We start from the raw sequence: 16,128 nt of genomic DNA on the forward strand, positions 1-16,128 counted from the left end.
AAAATTAGTCGGAAGATAATTTTTCCTATCTTCCAACTAATTTGTTTTATCTCCGATTCTGTGAGAGTTATCTTCCTCGTGCTTTGCCTTTCTTTCCTTCAAACTCAAAGGCGGTGGTATGGTCTTCGCCCAGAACAAGACGTGCGTTGAACTTCTTGCCTGCCTTGCTCGTCAAGCCTTTGAGGATAGGCGTTCGCCCGGTAGTTATCAAATCACGGATATTGTCCTCGGAAAGGAACGTGCCGCAGATTTCACGGAAGATGTGGAAGTCGCAGCCCTCGTGCCTGCATTTCGCAATTTTGGCATAGATGCCCACACTCTCATTGCTGCATTTGGGGCAGTGGTAGGTGGGATAGGACTTTTGTACCTGTGGAGCAAGGGCAAGGAGTTCCTCGCAAATCGTCTCCACATAGGAGTTGATGCCTTGTGCGAACTTCTCGGGTGGCATTTGTCCAGCCTCGATGGCGGCAAGGGTCAGTTCCCACGAGCCTGTCATCTCTGCATTGGCAATTCGTTTATCCTTGACAATCTCATAGACTGCCAAGCCTTTCTCTGTCGGGACTACCGTTTTCTTTTCTCTTCGGATATAGTCTCGCAGAATCAATGTCTCGATGATATTGGCACGAGTGGCTGGTGTACCGATGCCGCACTCTGCCATTGCTCTTTTACTTTCTGCATCTGCGACCTCTTTCCCTGCGTTTTCCATAGCAGAAAGCAAAGTCGCTTCTGTATAGAGCGGTTTGGGCTTGGTCTTGTGCTCGGTAATTTCTGAAGAAAGCAGTGGTAACACCTCGTTTTCTATTAGATTGGGCAATACGGATAAAGTCTGTTCTTCTTCCTCTTTGCCTTTTTCATCGTTCGTGCCAGTACTATGCTGCACGGCTTTCCAGCCCAAGGAGATACTTCGGCACGCCTTCCAAATGTAGGTGTTTGTACCGTCTGTCAGTTCCGCCTGCATCCTCTCCTCCTCTGAATCGGGAGAAAAGGCTTCGATGAAACGATGGACTACCATTTGGTAGATGGTCGTTTCATCTGTCGATAGTCCCGATGTTGTTTCACCCGTAGGGATAATGGCGTGGTGATCAGTTACCTTGCCGTTGTCCACCGAGTGGCGGTTAAGTGGTGTCGGAAGTGCAGTGCCTATCTTGCCAAGTAAAGTGGGTACTTCCTCGAAAACGTCTTCACTGATGTATCGACTGCCGGTGCGGGGATAGGTCGTGATTTTCTTCTCATAGAGGCTTTGTGCGATTGAGAGGGTCTTATCTGCTGAAAAGCCGTGCTTTCGGTTGGCTTCCTTCTGTAGGGAGGTAAGGTCGAACAAGAGGGGTGGCGACGTATGTCCCACCTTTTTTGCGACCGAAGTCACGGTAAGCCGGCTCTGTTCGCGAAGCATGGCGAGAGCGGACTGTGCATCGGCTTCATTGTCAAATGCACTACTGCTCACAGCTTTCAGCGATACGCCCTCTTTCTCTGCTGCTACGGAGAGTTTCCAATAGGGGACGGAAGAAAAATCACGATTTTCTATGTACCGACGGCAGACCATAGCGAGTGTCGGGGTCTGTACCCTTCCCAAAGAGTAACCGCCTTTGCGAGCGATGGACAGGGCACGGCTGGCATTGATGCCCACAAGCCAGTCGGCTTCGCTTCTTGCCTTGGCAGAGTAATAGAGATTATCGTAATGGCTTCCCGGCTTAAGATTGGAAAGTCCTTCACGGATGGCTTTATCCGTGAGGGAGGAAATCCAAAGTCTGTCAAAAGGTTTGTGGCAGTTCAAATGGTTGTAGATATAGCGGAAGATGAGTTCACCTTCACGCCCGGCATCGGTGGCTACGATGATGCGGTCAGCCTTGTCAAAGCAAACTCGAATGGCTTTGAGTTGCTTGAGTGCTGCGGGGTCTGATGTGTACTCCTTATCCTTGCGCACTTGTCGCACGATAAGTTGGAAGGGATTGGGACGGATGGGCAGGTCTTCTGCTTTATAGGCTGCAAAACCGTAGGCTTCGGGCATGGCAAGGGTAATGAGGTGTCCCATTGCCCAAGTAACCATATAGCCGTTACCTTCTATATATCCGTCTTGTCTATTATTTGCCCCAACGATACGGGCAATGTCTCTGGCTACCGAGGGTTTCTCGGCGATAATACAAGTTGTCATAGTCGGTAAAGGATTAAGGGTTACATCTTACGTCCACGGGACTTCTTCTGCTTGTTTTCGTCCTGCTTCTGCTTTTGGGCGGCAGTAGGTTGTGTCTGCCCGGTCTTCAACGGCTCCTTCACGTTCTTGGTGGCTTCGTTGGTCTTACCGTGATTATTCACGGCAACCTGTGTTTTGTGTTCTTCGGCTACGGCTACCACCTTTTCCTTGCCGGTCTCTTGCTTCTTGTCAGGATTCCATTTGTAGAAACGCGGGCGGTTCTGCTCCTTATCCATACGGACATAGGCATTGAAGGGTTGTCCTTCCTTGTCCACCATGTTCTTCAGATAAAGTGTGCGACCGCTGTCTAATGCTTCACGCTGCTTCGCTGAGAGTTCCAATCTTGCTTCTTGTCAGGATTCCATTTGTAGAAACGCGGGCGGTTCTGCTCCTTATCCATACGGACATAGGCATTGAAGGGTTGTCCTTCCTTGTCCACCATGTTCTTCAGATAAAGTGTGCGACCGCTGTCTAATGCTTCACGCTGCTTCGCTGAGAGTTCCAAACCGCAGAGCTTATGTGGTGCGCCTTGTTGCTGAGAGTGCTGCTGTCGCTCCTTCAAGCCTTGCTTATTCTCGAAGATGAACTCGATGCCTTTCTTCTCGGCATTGACTTGCAAGGTAGCATTGAAGGATTTACCACTCTTGGCGGTCATTCCTTCCACTTTCACGGCTTTGCCCTCTACAAGGTCTTTGTACTGTGCATCAGAAAGTGTAACACCCTTGATTTCCTTGGGGATATTCACGCGGTCGGCACGCAGGGCAATGAGTTCGTTGGTCTGTGGGTCAATGGAAACGTAGGCGGCAAATGGCTCACCATTCTTGGGCGTAATCTCAATGGTCTTACCGAGATTACCCGTTGCAAGAAGTTGCTCTTTCTCTTCTGGAGAAAACTTGTGTCCCATATAAGGGAAATCGAGCTGTGGCTCCTTGCGAAGCGGGTGAACTGCCAAACCGATATTACCCTCGCCATCGGTACGGAATGCCAAACGGGCATCGGTGTAGATGGTGGTATCGCCCATCGGAATGGCGATGGTTACAAGATTGCTCTTCTGCCAGTTGAGCATTTTGGTAAGTTCTCCGCTCTGCTCCAATCGCTCACGGGTAAGACCGAGGTTGTCAAGCTGCTTCCAATCAATCTTTGACTCGTCGATGGCGGTGGCATTCTTCTGCTTGGGCAGGAAATCATCAAAGCACACCTGAGTGTCTGCCAACTGCTGCTTGTTCTCAGGTTTCTCACGGTTTTGTAACATTGTTTGGAGCGATGCCACACCTTGCTCCACGTTGTTAGCCACTACTTTGTAGAGTCCAAAACGGGACGGCTCGTTAAACTGTTTGAGGAAATTGGTCATGAAGTTCTTCAGCAAACCGTCCTTGTTGTTGAACTTCAAAAAGGCAGTCTGATGCACGTCTTTGGCTTCGGTTGTTTGAAGCTTGCCCTTGTCGTCAATACCTGAAACTACAGAGAGTTTTCCTGTCTCTTTCTCGTTCTTCACTTCCGTGCGGTCTTCCAATACCAGCACATAGTTGTCATTGTTGTTTAGTTCCATAAATTATTACATTTTGATGAATATATAATGTTATATATTGGCAAAATTAAATTGATTAAACCAAACGCGCACACGGGGAGGTAAAGGTGGGAAATGGTGGGAAATAAAATGAGGGGAAGATGCGCTGCGCCAACAAAAAAGGCGTTCCCTATAAAGAGAAAGCCTATGGATGAGAAAGCACATCTACAATGCCTTTTTGGTTGGTAGCCCGATTGTCTGCCGCCAATAACCGTGAGTGTTGTCAGTCAGAGTCGTGAGTAACGTCACTCAGATCCGTACATGTCGACGTGTAGTGCCGTACATGTCGTCACTCAGAGTCGTACATGTCGACATATAGAAGAATATTGGGTAAAATACAGGGGGCGTTTTTCTTTTCAGAAAAACGCCCCCTTTCAATACCTCACGTCTATCTGTGGTTGCCTATCCTGTTTATAAAGGTTATCCTGATGATAGATTGTTTATAAAGATTATTCTACTGTAAGTGCAACCGCTTGTGGCTGCTATGTGTGTGATGCATAACGGGGCTATGGCTTGACGATTTTAGCGTTACCAAAGACAGTACACACCATATAGATGCCGCTGGGCAAGTGTGCCAGTTCCACACTGTTGGTTCCTTCTCTGAGCGACACGGTTGCCACGCATTGCCCAGTGGAAGCATAGATGCGCATAGCGCAGGCTTGAGGAACGATGAGCGTGAGACAACCTGCCACAATCTCTGGTGAGACGATAAGCGACCTACTCTGCTCGGGGGCAAAGATAGAGGTGCTGATGTTCTCGCCTTGGCTTGGCTCATCGTTACCTATGGATTGTGCTTTGGTATAGGCGAGAGGGTCGTGCTGGAAGTCGAAAGTGGCACCGTGCGTCTGCTGCCCTTGCCCCGCACTGGGCAGCCCGTCATCATCGTCTGGCTCGTAATAGTCGTAGTAGGAATAGTTGCGCACATAGAACGGCACTTGGCTGGTGGCTCTGAAATACATGCGCTCGTCGCCCTCTACTTGGTATTGCAAATTGGCATAAGCCATGCCTTGCAACAACGATGCTGTAGGGAAAACCACGTCCAAGTAGCCATAGCCTGCACGCATCACCACATTGCGGCGCAGATACATGTTGGTGGCTGGGTAGGGACTGCCCGAGGCTTGGGTGAGATAGAAACAAACGTCGCCCTTGTAGCCTGTCCGTGAGTAGAGCGAGTAGCGCACCGTGAGACTGCCTTGTCGCTGGTAGGTGACGGCATAGTCTGAGCCTAACCAGCTATCGCCCTGCTTGAAATATGCCGTGCGCAGCGTGATGTCGCCATGCTGTGGTTGCGGTGTTGGATCAGGTTTCTCGGCAGTGCGTATGGTGAGTTGCCCCACATGGTTGTTGGCTGGGTCTTGTCCGAGAGGAGCGTAGAAATCTTGCCCTTGGTGGTGGAACGCCAGCAGTAGGTAGTATTTGGTTCCCTCATCGGTAGCCTCGCTGTTGGTGAGCCTTGCAAAAGCTTCGTTGGTGTAGAAGGTGTAGCGCATGCTCTGTCCTCGCTCAATGGTGGTGCTGCCCGCTGAAATCAGTACTGGTGTGGCATGGCTTGACGTGGTTGGCATGGCATAGAGTTTGATATCGCCAGCATACTTGCCGCCATTGTTGACCACGGAGAAGGGTATCTTGATGCGCTCGCCTTCTTGTGCGTAGGCAAAGGTTTGGAGCGTTACGATGATGTTGGGCTTATCAATCTCAGGCGTGGGGGTTGGCGTGGGTTGCTCGTCCTGCACGGTGAGCGTGCCAGCCTGTTCTTGCAACGCCACGAACTTGGCATCCTTGACATAGCAGATAGCGAGATGATAGTCGGCTGGGGCGAGGTCGTCAGTGTTCACGCTGAAAGTTATCGCACGTTGGCTGGCAGCTCGAATGAGCGTGGTTTGCCTGTCCACCAGCTGAGAGTGTGGGTCGGTCTCGCTCTTGTACACGGCAAGGGCTATCTGCCCCACATAGTTGTCGTTGCCCTTGTTGCCCACGGTTATCTCGATGGTGGCTTTGTCACCTTGCTTGATGGTGTGGTGTGGTTTCTGAGTGTTGGGGATGAATAGCTGCACGTTCTTGGGTTCGGGTTGCTCCTCTTCGTCCTCGTTATCTTCCTCATCGGGCTGTTGTCTGTCGGGTTGCAGGTAGCGCAGCATTTGCTGGTGATAGGCATATCCGCCACTTCCGCCACCAATGCCCTCCTCTCCAGGTTGTAGCACATCGAGGTTGTACCAACCATTTTGTGAGCGGTTCCAGCCCCAATCGACATGCACCATGCCGTTGGCTTTGATACCGTCGAGGACGAAACAATGACCTCCGCCCTGTGAGAAGCCAGCATAGACCACAGGACCGTAGTCTTTCAGCTCGGCGTGGATATGTGCGAGCCATGCCGCCTTTCTGTAGTTGTTGCGTTCGAGGAAGCGCACGTCTTTCTTGTATCCGAAGTGGTTGGTCAGTGCGTCGGGTGCATTGTACACATAGGCTCCGCTGCCACCCACGAAGGCTGGATTGTAGTCCATCTGCACGGCATAGCCCACGTCACGCAAGAGCCGTCCTATGTTGTCCGCCTGTGTGTCGGTGAGCATGGTGCGAGTTGCCCTATCGTAGCCTCCGCCCGTAATTGCCGCAGGCATTTGGTTCCAATCGTAGGCAGCGTTCTCCCTGCCCACTCCGTCAAAGTTGAGTCGCATCCGGTATTGTCCTTTCCACCAATATTCGGTTCTTCCATGTGGGTGGTTGGGCCACTTGTGCCATCTCAGCACGGTGGATATGGCTGTTGCCACACAACCTGCCACGGTGGGGTATATGGTTCCGTTGTACTTGTAGTTGGGGGCGTATAGGTTGAATGGCCACGCCTGTCCCCACGATATGGGGTAAGGCAGCTGTTGACGTCGGTTGCTGTCGTAGCCGAGCAATGGTTCTATGTCCGCACGGTCGGTGGCAGCTCGGGTTGGCACGGCGGCTGGCGCGTGTGATTGGTGGCTGAGTACCCATTGGATTTGTCGCTGGTATTCCTCAAACAGCCAATGTATGGAGGGGTGTCGCATGATGGCTTCTTGTGTGAGCGTTCCCTCCTTGGAGTATGCCAAGATGGGTACGACACGGTCGTCGCCTGCTACGACAACAAAGCCTTTGTCGGTGCCGTTGTTGATGACGTAGTAGAGGGTTTGCCCCTCGTTGGTGCGTGTGACGGCACGCGTGGTAGTTGTCGTGTGGTGTCTGGAGGCACTCTGTGGACTGTATGCCACGGATATGTTCTGCCCACCGATGTAGCCTTGTGCGCCGATGAAGGTGCGTGCTATGCGTAGTGCCTTGTCCTTGCCTATGGGGGCAGAGATTGCCAGCAAGCACAACATCAAGGACAGTGGCAAGAGTAATAATCGTTTCATAGAAAAACTTTTAAGATTGTTTGACTGAACAATGGTAAAACGATGTGAGAAAAGAGAAACTATCCGAGGGACTCTTGGCAGATTTTGTGTTGCCCTGTCGTGAGGCTGGCGGCAAAATGAGCAAGTCCGACGGATAGTTTCATTTAATTCAGAAAAATATTTCTTTGGATTACTCCATGTATCTTATCTTATCCACGGTGACGTAGAGCTTAACAATCCTGTTGCTTCCCTCCGTGGTTAGCGTGAAGACGATAGGTTCCTTGGTCTTGTGGTGTTCAAGAATGCTGCTCAGTGGCAAACTTGACGGCGCTACGCCGTACTTGGCTTCTGTTACCCTTGTAGCTGTCGCTTGGTGCTTGTTGACGAGATTTGATACAAATGACAAGTAGCACCTGTCGCACATATCTTCCACGGTCTCACCTTGCTCTCTTGTAATCTCGAAGTATTCAGTGGTCTTGGTGTCAAAGTATTGTTTTACTTTGTCGTAGTACAAGTCGGGCAGTTTGCCTGCTTTCCACAACGTTCTCATCTTCATCTCTGGGTCGCCCTCAAGGTACATCAGCAGGTCGCCTCTGATTTGTGCATATTTGTCACGGAAGTGTCCGTCGCCCATGCCGTCGATGGCATCGACACGGAAGACGAGGCGCGCCTTCTTGAAGTCTTGTACAAATTCACGACGTGTAACGCTGTAGGTGCTTGATGCCTGCACGCGAGCCAAAGAATTGTCAACGGCAAACCTAAGCTGGAAACTCACTGGGTGCAGCTGGTTGAAAGGAACTCGCTGTGCGAGGAATGTCTTCACGGCTTCGAGGTTGGCACTTGCCACTTGGTTTTGCAAGGTTTGTCCGCCTCCGAGCATTGTGATGTGGATGTCGCTGTTCTCCAAAATCTTCTTATACTTTATCTCATCGTTCGCCTCAATGTCCACAATACCCTTAATTTTCTTTACGGCGATGTCGAGTGCTTGCTGCACGTCCTTCTCGTCGGCATCCGTGTCAATGCACAGGTAGAGAATGCGTCCGTAGTTGATGGCAGACACATAGACCGGCTGACAGTTTTCCAAGTATGTCTTGTCCACCGACTGGAAGATAGTAGGGGTCTTTCTTGGTGCGTCAACGATGACACTCGGACCTTTTTGGATAACTTTGGCAAGGATGTGATTCTTCTTCTTGGAGAAGTTGAAGCCGAAGCTGGCAGCGAAGTCAACAATGGGGCTTTTTACCGCCAAACCGAGCTTTATCGCCAGCTCTTCGTTGCTATTTACTTTTTCTACAGACTCCAGCAAGATGTTAGAACCTTCCTTATATGCGATGGTTGCCCATTTGTTGAGAGCTTGCTGATAGTCGCTGTAACGAGGATTTTTCACAGTGAAGGATGAAGAGTGGGAATCTGCCTCACTCTCTGGATTGAGGTTGAGCGTCCAAGTAACCTCGCCTAACTCGCAGTCGGAGATGGTGGCATACGTGCCGTTGATGATAGAGTTGCCTTTGAGCGCACATCCCGGATAAATGATGTCTGTTCTTGGGTCGAGCAAAATCATTTCGTTGAAAGTATTGTTCAACTTGTAATTCGTCGTTGTCGTTACCCAATAGCCCGGTATGCCGTCTACCTTGTCCCTGCTACCGGGTGTGACGGTTGGAGTACCTACGATTTCAGGTTGCCCTGTTCCGGGCTGGATGGGCGTTCCATTGTCCCTTGCCATGCCGGGTGCGAACGGCAATCCCTTGAGGTACTCTTTCACGTCATTGCCTCTAAGCATGTTACTTCCGCCACCCACTTGTTTCTCAAAATACACACGCTCTATATCCGTGGCATCAAACGTTTTCTCCTCGCCCTGCTTGGTTTTCACCTTCATGACGTAACTTTGTGCATTCGCACACAATACGCCACCCACGAGCAGCATACTGAGTAAAATTCTATTTCTCATATTGTTCTATATATTATTGGTTAATGATTTTTATGGCTTGATTGCCCTCCTTGATAACATACGCACCCTTGGGCTGCATGGTTAAGTCTATGTCAACGTATCCCGTCTGTGAAGCCTTGTAATGACCCACCAACTGACCGTTAATAGTAAAGAGCCTGATTTCTGCGTTGGCGGCAAGTCCCTCGTAGTAAACATGCCCATTCGCCATCCTACGGCTCATACCGTTCTCGGACACGTTGTTCACCCCTGTCACCTTGTCGTCCTTCGAAACATAATAGCATTCAAGTTTGGTGATGTCAATTTCTTTCGTGTTGTTGCTGCCATCGGTGGCAACCAGCGTTGTGCCTTGTAAAGAAAACTTAGGATCATCGTTCAAGACAAATGTTATCTTTGTCCCAGACTTCATTTGAAACACCAACAAATCTGTTGCGTGGAGTTTGGTTGTACATAATGTGATGAGACACATCAGTGTACACAATTTGCTTACCTTTTTCATGTTGTCACTTTTTATATTGTACGTTAAGAAATTTTTAGTTCCCAAAATTAAAATAAATTTCTTAAATATCGCACAAGACGCATTTTTCGTTTTTGAGTCTAAATCGCTCGTTGGAGTTCTTTTTATGCAAAAAGAAAGCAAGAGAGAGTTTACTGTTGCAATAACAACAACTGTGCGCTAACGCAATACATGGTTTTTCGTTCTTGATAAATACAAAATGAAAGCAAGTTACGCTAATTAACGATTTAGGTAAAAAAACTAAAAAATAAAAAAAAACAGTATAGCAGTGCTTTCCAATGACTGTGAGGGACGACATATAGCCTTGCGAGTGATGACATAAGGCAAGGTGACCATTCATATTGGCTAATATTGTTGTTGAACCGCAAGGATGCTAATTGGTTGGCGAGGCAACAGCAAAGATGATATGGTTATCCGTAATCGTACGACCAAATTGTTGACAAAATGAAGGCTTGTCAAGTGCAGCAGCCTACTTGCCGGGTTTTTCACTTTCAGCCAATAGCATTCCGATGTTTAGAAATGCACGGAAATTAAACAAACCCATCTGTGTCGTTTTGCTCACCTCATTTATAAGGTGAGCAAAACGCAAGAAAGTGCACAGTCCAAAAAGAAATGAGGGATACACTTTCTCTCTACTGACTGACGACGTGTACGGAGTTGAGTGACGACCTGTACGACACTACATATTGACATGTACGGAGTTGAGTGACGACATGTACGGAACTGAGTGACGTCGGTCACAGTGGTTACGATAGCAGGTGGCGCATGGCTCTTTCTTCTTGACGGATGCGAACCATTAGCAGGTAGCCGTAGAGCAGCAGACCCACGCACAGCGTTGTCCAAGCATGGCAGAGCAGAGCCACGCCTATCAGTTCTGGTATGATGTTGAGGAAATAGTTGGGGTGTCGCACTGTGCGAAACAAGAAACTGCGCTCGATGCGGTGGTTGGGTACGATGTAGAGTTTCACCGTCCAAACGTCGCGCAGTTTATAGATAACGTAAAACAGCATGAGGTAGGCAAATGCCATGACTGCCACGCCGATGACCGAAACTCGGTCAAACTCCATGTTGCTGGCATATCCCTCGTACAGGGCACCAAAATAATAGGCTATGTGGGCAAGTGTCAGCAGCAGGGAGTTGCGTTTTCCGTACTGGGTGGCACCACACTTGATGAGACGTTTCTCGTTCTTGATAGAATAGGCGAGCGAGAACAGGCGCAAGACAAAGAAACTTGCGAAGATGATAATTGCGTATTGCATAACTGTAATATGTTTTATGATGTTTAATAATCTGCGATGAAGCCGTGCCGATGAGGGGGATTCTGCACGGCTCGGACGGTGTATAGGCTTGTCTCACCTTGTTACCACTGCTTGAGAGGCGGTGTGGCGGTGTCGTTGAACTTGATGGCGATGTTGGTGAGTCCGTTGTCCCACCAGCCTGCGAAGTTGAAAAGCAGTATGCCCGTGGTGCGCATGTTGTCGTCGCCCCGCAGGATGTCCATCACATAGGGATCCACGTATTTAGTGACGGTATTGGGCGCACCGATACCATTGTATCCCGTGTACGAGCAGAAGGTGATGAACCAGTCGGGTGCCGCACTACCGTACGCCTCACTGGCTTTGAGCAGGTTCTGGCGAACGAGGCTCACCTTGTCCTTAGCTTCGCATTTGTAGGTGTCCTCCACGTGCAGCGTGGTTCTGGTGTAGTTCATCGACTGTAGGGTGGTAGAGAACTGACGGTTGTTGGGCCAGCTCTCTATCCAGCCCGAATTGGTGGAATACCAGCCCTCCCGGCTCACGATGAGCATCTTGCCACGCAGGTCGCCCATAGTGAGGTCAGGGCTGAATGCTCCTGCAATGTATGGTGTAACGTAGGGATCGGCTTTCAGCACGTTGCTCACCGCCTTGCGGTATTTGTCGCCTCCATCGTGATCGTAGTCATAGTCGCGCTTGATGGTCATGATAACTGTTTCTGAGGGGTGTTCCCGCAGAAAATCAGCGGTGGCACGCAATACATCCTTGTGGAACGTGCGGTCGAACACAAACCTGTCGTGGCAGAGTTTCAGCACATCGCCGTCGAGCACCAAGCGGATGTCGAAGAAGCGTATACCGCTCTCGAGCTGCCCCTTGATGTCCTTGTCTTGCGTTTTCACCCATACGATGCCCGTCCATGCTCCCGTGTCGTGGGTGCCGGGAATGGACATCTTGCACACCAGTCGGTCGTCTTCTATGTTCTGCATCCAATTGGCGTTGGTGGTTGGCACCAGTTGGCGCAGGCGCAGCGAGAGCGTGTATGTGAGTCCTGCCTTGGGTCCTTGCGCTCCGCTCCTGCCCTCCAATGGCGTGTGGTGTATCCACCACGGCGTGCGTTTGCCCTTGCGCTCTGTCGTGGGTATGGCGTAGATGTCAGAGAGATAGCCTGCCTGTTTGCCTATGGGCATTGCCCAGAAGCCGTACCAGCCTGATGTCTCGCCCGGTTTCAGCGTGAGTGGCTGGGTGAGCGGACACACGAAATCTTCTCCTTTTTTCAGCAACACAGGTGCTACCGCAGGCTCTGTCGCTCGGCTGTCTGTCTGCCACGTCGCTTCCCACACAAACGGTGCTGCCTGCATCGAAGCGTCGGAGGCGCGCATACGCAGTTCAGCCAAGTCGAGCTCTCGCCCTGTGTCGTTGGTCAGCCGCATTCGGATGAACGCTCCTTGCGGTGTGAACCTCACATGAGGCGTGTGCAGGTGAATGCCGTCGTGCGTCTTCAGCGGCAGCCATGGCGAGAGGTATGGCAGATTCCACTGTTGCTCCTCGCCCCGGGTTATGGGTTGTGCCATGCGGCTCACCCCAAAGGTCATGCGTTGGCTCTTGGCATCGTAGGTGCCTTGCCCAAGCATGAAACACGCCTGCCAGTTGCCTAGCTCTTCGCCGTCGGGACACTCCACCTCGGTGGTGATGTTGTCGCACCACAGTGTGTTGCCCCTTACTATCCATTCCACAGGCACGCATCTCACGGGTATCTTGGGGTTGTCGTTCCTGATGGCGCAAATCCCCTTCTGCGTCTCGCCACTCTTGAGGCGCAGCTGTGGAAATAGCGTTTCGCCCTCAAATTCGTAGCTCATTGCCCTTGTCGCAGCTGGCTTGTCGTAGCTGAACGTGGCGTTTGCCACTTCTACGCTGAGCCGCACCATGCGCGGTTGGCGGCGTGGCTCTTCGGGTTCGGCATCCGTGCCGTTGTCGCATGCGCACAGCAGCATGGCGCACAGCAGTGCGTACAAGGCTGTGAGCAGCGTTGTCGTTTTGGTTATCTCTTGGTATGAGTTTTGTCTTGTAGCCATTGTTGTTATCTCCAGTTTTTATTTTAGGGGTGCAAAGGTAGCAAATAATTCGCAACCACACAAACCTCACCAACCGCATAGAAACAATACGACCACGTCATGCTCCGCAGGGGAGACGTGGCGTGGTCGTTTATTCTATATCGTATATCGTTCGTTGGCGGCGGCTTGGTGGACGGCGGTGGCTCGCAAGCTGCCACTGTTCGGTTATCCTGTGCTGTTGCCCACTACTTGCGGTGTATGAGGCGTTGCTCGTCTTTGTCTTTCTGCAACTGGCGTGGGGCGCGCTTGCCGAATTCGTCCACGTCTCTGTTTACCATGAGGCGCACGCCATAGTGGAGGGTGGCATTGTCGTTATGTCCACGGTCGAAGCCGTCTTTGGAGAGCACTCGGTAGCAGAAGGTTTTGTTGCTATAGGCATCGTCTTTGTCATACGTGTTATGTTTCCAGCGAGTGCGTGACCAGTAAGCTATGCGCCATGTAGGTGCGCCTTTTGGGAAGGGGAAGCCTACACAGGGCAGCACACGGTAGCAGTCTGTGAGGTATAGGGGATTGCTGTCCGAACACTCGCCCCACCATTTGTCGTCCATGATGTCACGCACGGTTACATTGGCGTTGCCTATCCAGCGGCTCTGTACTACGAGGCGCATACCTCTACCGTCGTTCGTAACATCGGGACCGCCTGCATCCATAAATCTCCAGCGGTAGGCACAGCGATAGCGGTTACCATAGGGACGGCGGTCTTTGTGCGACTGTGCCTCCTTATTGTTGCCGTCAAAACGTATGGCATATAGTTCAAGGCGGTTCTTGTTTTGCATGAAGTAGGAGTAGAAAATGGGTTTGTTGTTCCAAAACCGCTCTTCCTGCATGTCTGACTTGTTGCTGTTGTGTGTCTCGCCAGCTGAGATGATGGGGCGCATATCGTCTTCCTCGGGGTCGTACATCTCGAAGTAGGGTTTGGGAGCAGACTTGATATTGTCCCAGCCTGTAAGACCTATTGGCAGTTTACCCTCGTAGATACTTGTGAGGATGTTGGGCAGTGCCAACCCCCATTCTTCGCCAGTGGGTAGGTGGTAGTCTTGTGGTTTCATCGTGCCGCTGTTCAGCGCAAAGCGCATCTTCATGTCGCCGCTTTTGAGCGACCAGTTGCTCACCCATCCGTAACCAGCCTCGTTGGGGTGTGGCGTGTTGGTGTCGTGGAAGCCCACTTCGTCTGTCTTGCTGTTCGTTACCGCCAAGCGTTCCAAAGGGTTTGCCCAAGGATAGGCTGGCTTGCCGTCTCTCGTTTTTCCAAAGCATGGGCGACACACGCCAAGCTCTATGATTAGAGTTTTATTCTTGTTTTTATCGCTTTTGAAGTCGTAGGGTGTAAACTCTCCAGTCCAATCCTGTGGCTTGCTCTGTGCAAGCAGCCATTCGTTGGCGTATGGATAGCGTGCACCTGTTTTCTGTTTCTTACCCAGCATGAATCCGCCACGTTCGGCGGTGAGCATGGTCTGCCCGATATAATCGAGCTTAGGAATAGGCATTCCCCACACGTAGAACTCGTCGTACTCGGCTTTATCCTTTCCCTTGCGCATGGCAGAGGCATCGAAGGTGTAGCGATATTCGTAGAGTGGCGAGCCGTAGTCGGCACTCTCTTCGAGTGGGTTCATATTGGCAGGGTTGTTGAAGTGCAACTGCCGGTCGTTCTCGTACAGCCAGTAGAAGTTGTTTTCAATGCTTGTGTTCCAAGGGCGCAACTCGCAGTCGAGACCAAAGGAGTGGTCCGTGGCGAGGTCGGCATTTGAGCGAAATAGGCTGGATGGCATCATTAGGAAGCCACCTCGAGCAGTGATTTGCGAACTGGCAAAGGCGTATTTATGACCCTCTGGTTTTACCAAGTTGGTGTTGCGTTTCACCTTGAAGCGTAACAAGTTGCCTATCTGCTTGAACTTCCAGCCCTCGATGATGATTTTACCATTACGCATCACGAGCGGTTTCCAGCCAGTGGTGAAAGGCACGTTGGCAAAGATGTTGCCTTTTTCGTCTATCGTGTTATGCAGGCTTGCGTGCTTGGGGTCGAGGTCTACATAGAAGCGATATAGGTTCTCTGCCAGCTTGCGCTTGTTCTCGTCAAGGCTCATATCGGTGCGTGCCTTGTCGAAGTCGGGATTGTATTCGCCTCCGATGATGCCGCACACATACCATTTCTCACCATCCTTGGGCATGGCACTCTTGCCGTTGAGCCAGTGAAATTTCACTATACCGTCGCTGTTTATATCTATTGTCCCATCTGGTTTTGGCTCCACATTACTCCAGTTCATTTCGCCCGTGCCAAGCACCACTTTGTTAGGATCTACAGCCTCCTTTCCGTTCACCATCGCTTTATCGTCATCGCCAGCACGCACGATGAAGATGCGTGCTTTTAGTTCAGAACCGTGCAGGATGGGCAAATCTTGCTTGTCAAGGGCAATGGCGCGCGTGCCGCTGCCATCTTGTACGATATTCGGAGCCTGTACGGTGGCGTTCAAATCCACGGCAATGGTGGTGAAAGCCTCTGTATCCAGCGTGCCGTTATTCAGTTTTTGACTCTCGCTCGTAATCGTATCGTCTGCACACGAGGTGGCAAACAGTGCCAATATGGCTGCCACTGCGAGAGCGGTGTATGGTTTGAATAGATGTTTCATACTTACAAATTTTATGTAGGGTAATAAAAAATAATTACGATTAGTCTTCGTCGGGATTACTAGGTATTTCACCATGCTCGCCACCTTCAAGGGATCCTCCTCCCGGCCCTTTGCCGCTTCCAGCCAGCAGTGCATGTTCTGCCTGCATGGGTATCATCGTGATTTGTGGACGAACGTACTGTTTCTTTTCTCTTGTTGTCTCTTGGATGTTGATTACTTCTTTCATAATTCTTAATTTTTTATGTTGTTAATACTCATTGCTTAAAAACTCGTGTAGTGTTGCGGGGCAGCGTTGTACATGTCGTGGGATAGCTTTGTACACGTCGACATGTAGCGGTGTACATGACGACATGTACGCGAGTCGGGGTTTATGGGTGGTTGTCCTCTGGGGTGTTCTGCTTGCTTTTTGCTCGTGCAGTTTTCTCTGTTCGCTCGTAGCTTACGCCCGAGAGGGTGAAGTATCGGCGTGAGGGTTGCAGCCGTACGGCTGGTTTGGAAATGTGCTTTGTTGGGTTAAACTCTTCCTTGCCTTTTTCCACGAGGCTGCTGCTAAAGGTGGGGGTGAGT

Annotated in this window: 8 protein-coding genes and 4 pseudogenes; all 12 read right to left on the bottom strand. The window is 50.7% G+C overall.

Translation table 11 applies throughout. The annotated features are described in order from the left end of the window. Positions 1-67 precede the first annotated feature (67 nt). Entirely contained in the window at positions 68-2,152 is a 2,085-nt protein-coding gene (gene topB / locus CZ367_RS02330) for a type IA DNA topoisomerase (RefSeq protein ID WP_077195525.1), read from the bottom strand. A 20-nt stretch (positions 2,153-2,172) separates the two neighbouring features. Continuing rightward, positions 2,173-2,532, bottom strand: a pseudogene (locus CZ367_RS02335) (hypothetical protein); the annotation flags it as partial. Between the two features lie 14 nt (positions 2,533-2,546). After that, positions 2,547-3,740 (bottom strand): annotated as a pseudogene (locus tag CZ367_RS02340) (DUF4099 domain-containing protein); the annotation flags it as partial. A gap of 524 nt (positions 3,741-4,264) precedes the next feature. After that, the gene (locus tag CZ367_RS02345) at positions 4,265-7,129 is read right to left on the bottom strand and encodes a C10 family peptidase (RefSeq protein ID WP_077195528.1); all 2,865 of its coding nucleotides are present in this window, start codon (positions 7,127-7,129) and stop codon (positions 4,265-4,267) included. 169 nt (positions 7,130-7,298) lie between these two features. Next, positions 7,299-9,056, bottom strand: coding sequence for a thiol-activated cytolysin family protein (locus CZ367_RS02350; RefSeq protein WP_084793468.1), 1,758 nt, complete (start codon positions 9,054-9,056; stop codon positions 7,299-7,301). 13 nt (positions 9,057-9,069) lie between these two features. Beyond that, a complete protein-coding gene (locus CZ367_RS02355; protein WP_077195530.1) occupies positions 9,070-9,552 on the bottom strand; it encodes a hypothetical protein in 483 nt (160 codons plus the stop codon). Between the two features lie 490 nt (positions 9,553-10,042). Then, positions 10,043-10,159 (bottom strand): annotated as a pseudogene (locus tag CZ367_RS16125) (DNA-binding protein); the annotation flags it as partial. A 157-nt stretch (positions 10,160-10,316) separates the two neighbouring features. Further along, entirely contained in the window at positions 10,317-10,829 is a 513-nt protein-coding gene (locus tag CZ367_RS02365; protein WP_008124767.1) for an isoprenylcysteine carboxyl methyltransferase family protein, read from the bottom strand. A 101-nt stretch (positions 10,830-10,930) separates the two neighbouring features. Beyond that, a complete protein-coding gene (locus CZ367_RS02370; protein WP_077195532.1) occupies positions 10,931-12,895 on the bottom strand; it encodes a phosphatidylinositol-specific phospholipase C in 1,965 nt (654 codons plus the stop codon). Positions 12,896-13,119: 224 nt separating this feature from the next. Next, positions 13,120-15,561, bottom strand: coding sequence for a hypothetical protein (locus CZ367_RS02375; RefSeq protein WP_077195533.1), 2,442 nt, complete (start codon positions 15,559-15,561; stop codon positions 13,120-13,122). A 40-nt stretch (positions 15,562-15,601) separates the two neighbouring features. Next, a complete protein-coding gene (locus CZ367_RS02380; protein ID WP_077195534.1) occupies positions 15,602-15,787 on the bottom strand; it encodes a hypothetical protein in 186 nt (61 codons plus the stop codon). A gap of 142 nt (positions 15,788-15,929) precedes the next feature. Then, positions 15,930-16,128: pseudogene (locus CZ367_RS02385) on the bottom strand (histidinol phosphate phosphatase); the annotation flags it as partial.

Origin of the sequence: Prevotella ihumii (assembly GCF_900155655.1) — a bacterium.
Classification (GTDB): domain Bacteria; phylum Bacteroidota; class Bacteroidia; order Bacteroidales; family Bacteroidaceae; genus Prevotella; species Prevotella ihumii.

Excerpts from the sequence above, each read along its gene's own strand:
- CZ367_RS02365 (WP_008124767.1), bottom strand. The coding sequence starts at position 10,829 with ATGCAATACGCAATTATCATCTTCGCAAGTTTCTTTGTCTTGCGCCTG.
- CZ367_RS02370 (WP_077195532.1), bottom strand. The coding sequence starts at position 12,895 with ATGGCTACAAGACAAAACTCATACCAAGAGATAACCAAAACGACAACG.
- CZ367_RS02375 (WP_077195533.1), bottom strand. The coding sequence starts at position 15,561 with ATGAAACATCTATTCAAACCATACACCGCTCTCGCAGTGGCAGCCATA.
- CZ367_RS02380 (WP_077195534.1), bottom strand. The coding sequence starts at position 15,787 with ATGAAAGAAGTAATCAACATCCAAGAGACAACAAGAGAAAAGAAACAG.
- topB (WP_077195525.1), bottom strand. The coding sequence starts at position 2,152 with ATGACAACTTGTATTATCGCCGAGAAACCCTCGGTAGCCAGAGACATT.
- CZ367_RS02350 (WP_084793468.1), bottom strand. The coding sequence starts at position 9,056 with ATGAGAAATAGAATTTTACTCAGTATGCTGCTCGTGGGTGGCGTATTG.
- CZ367_RS02355 (WP_077195530.1), bottom strand. The coding sequence starts at position 9,552 with ATGAAAAAGGTAAGCAAATTGTGTACACTGATGTGTCTCATCACATTA.
- CZ367_RS02345 (WP_077195528.1), bottom strand. The coding sequence starts at position 7,129 with ATGAAACGATTATTACTCTTGCCACTGTCCTTGATGTTGTGCTTGCTG.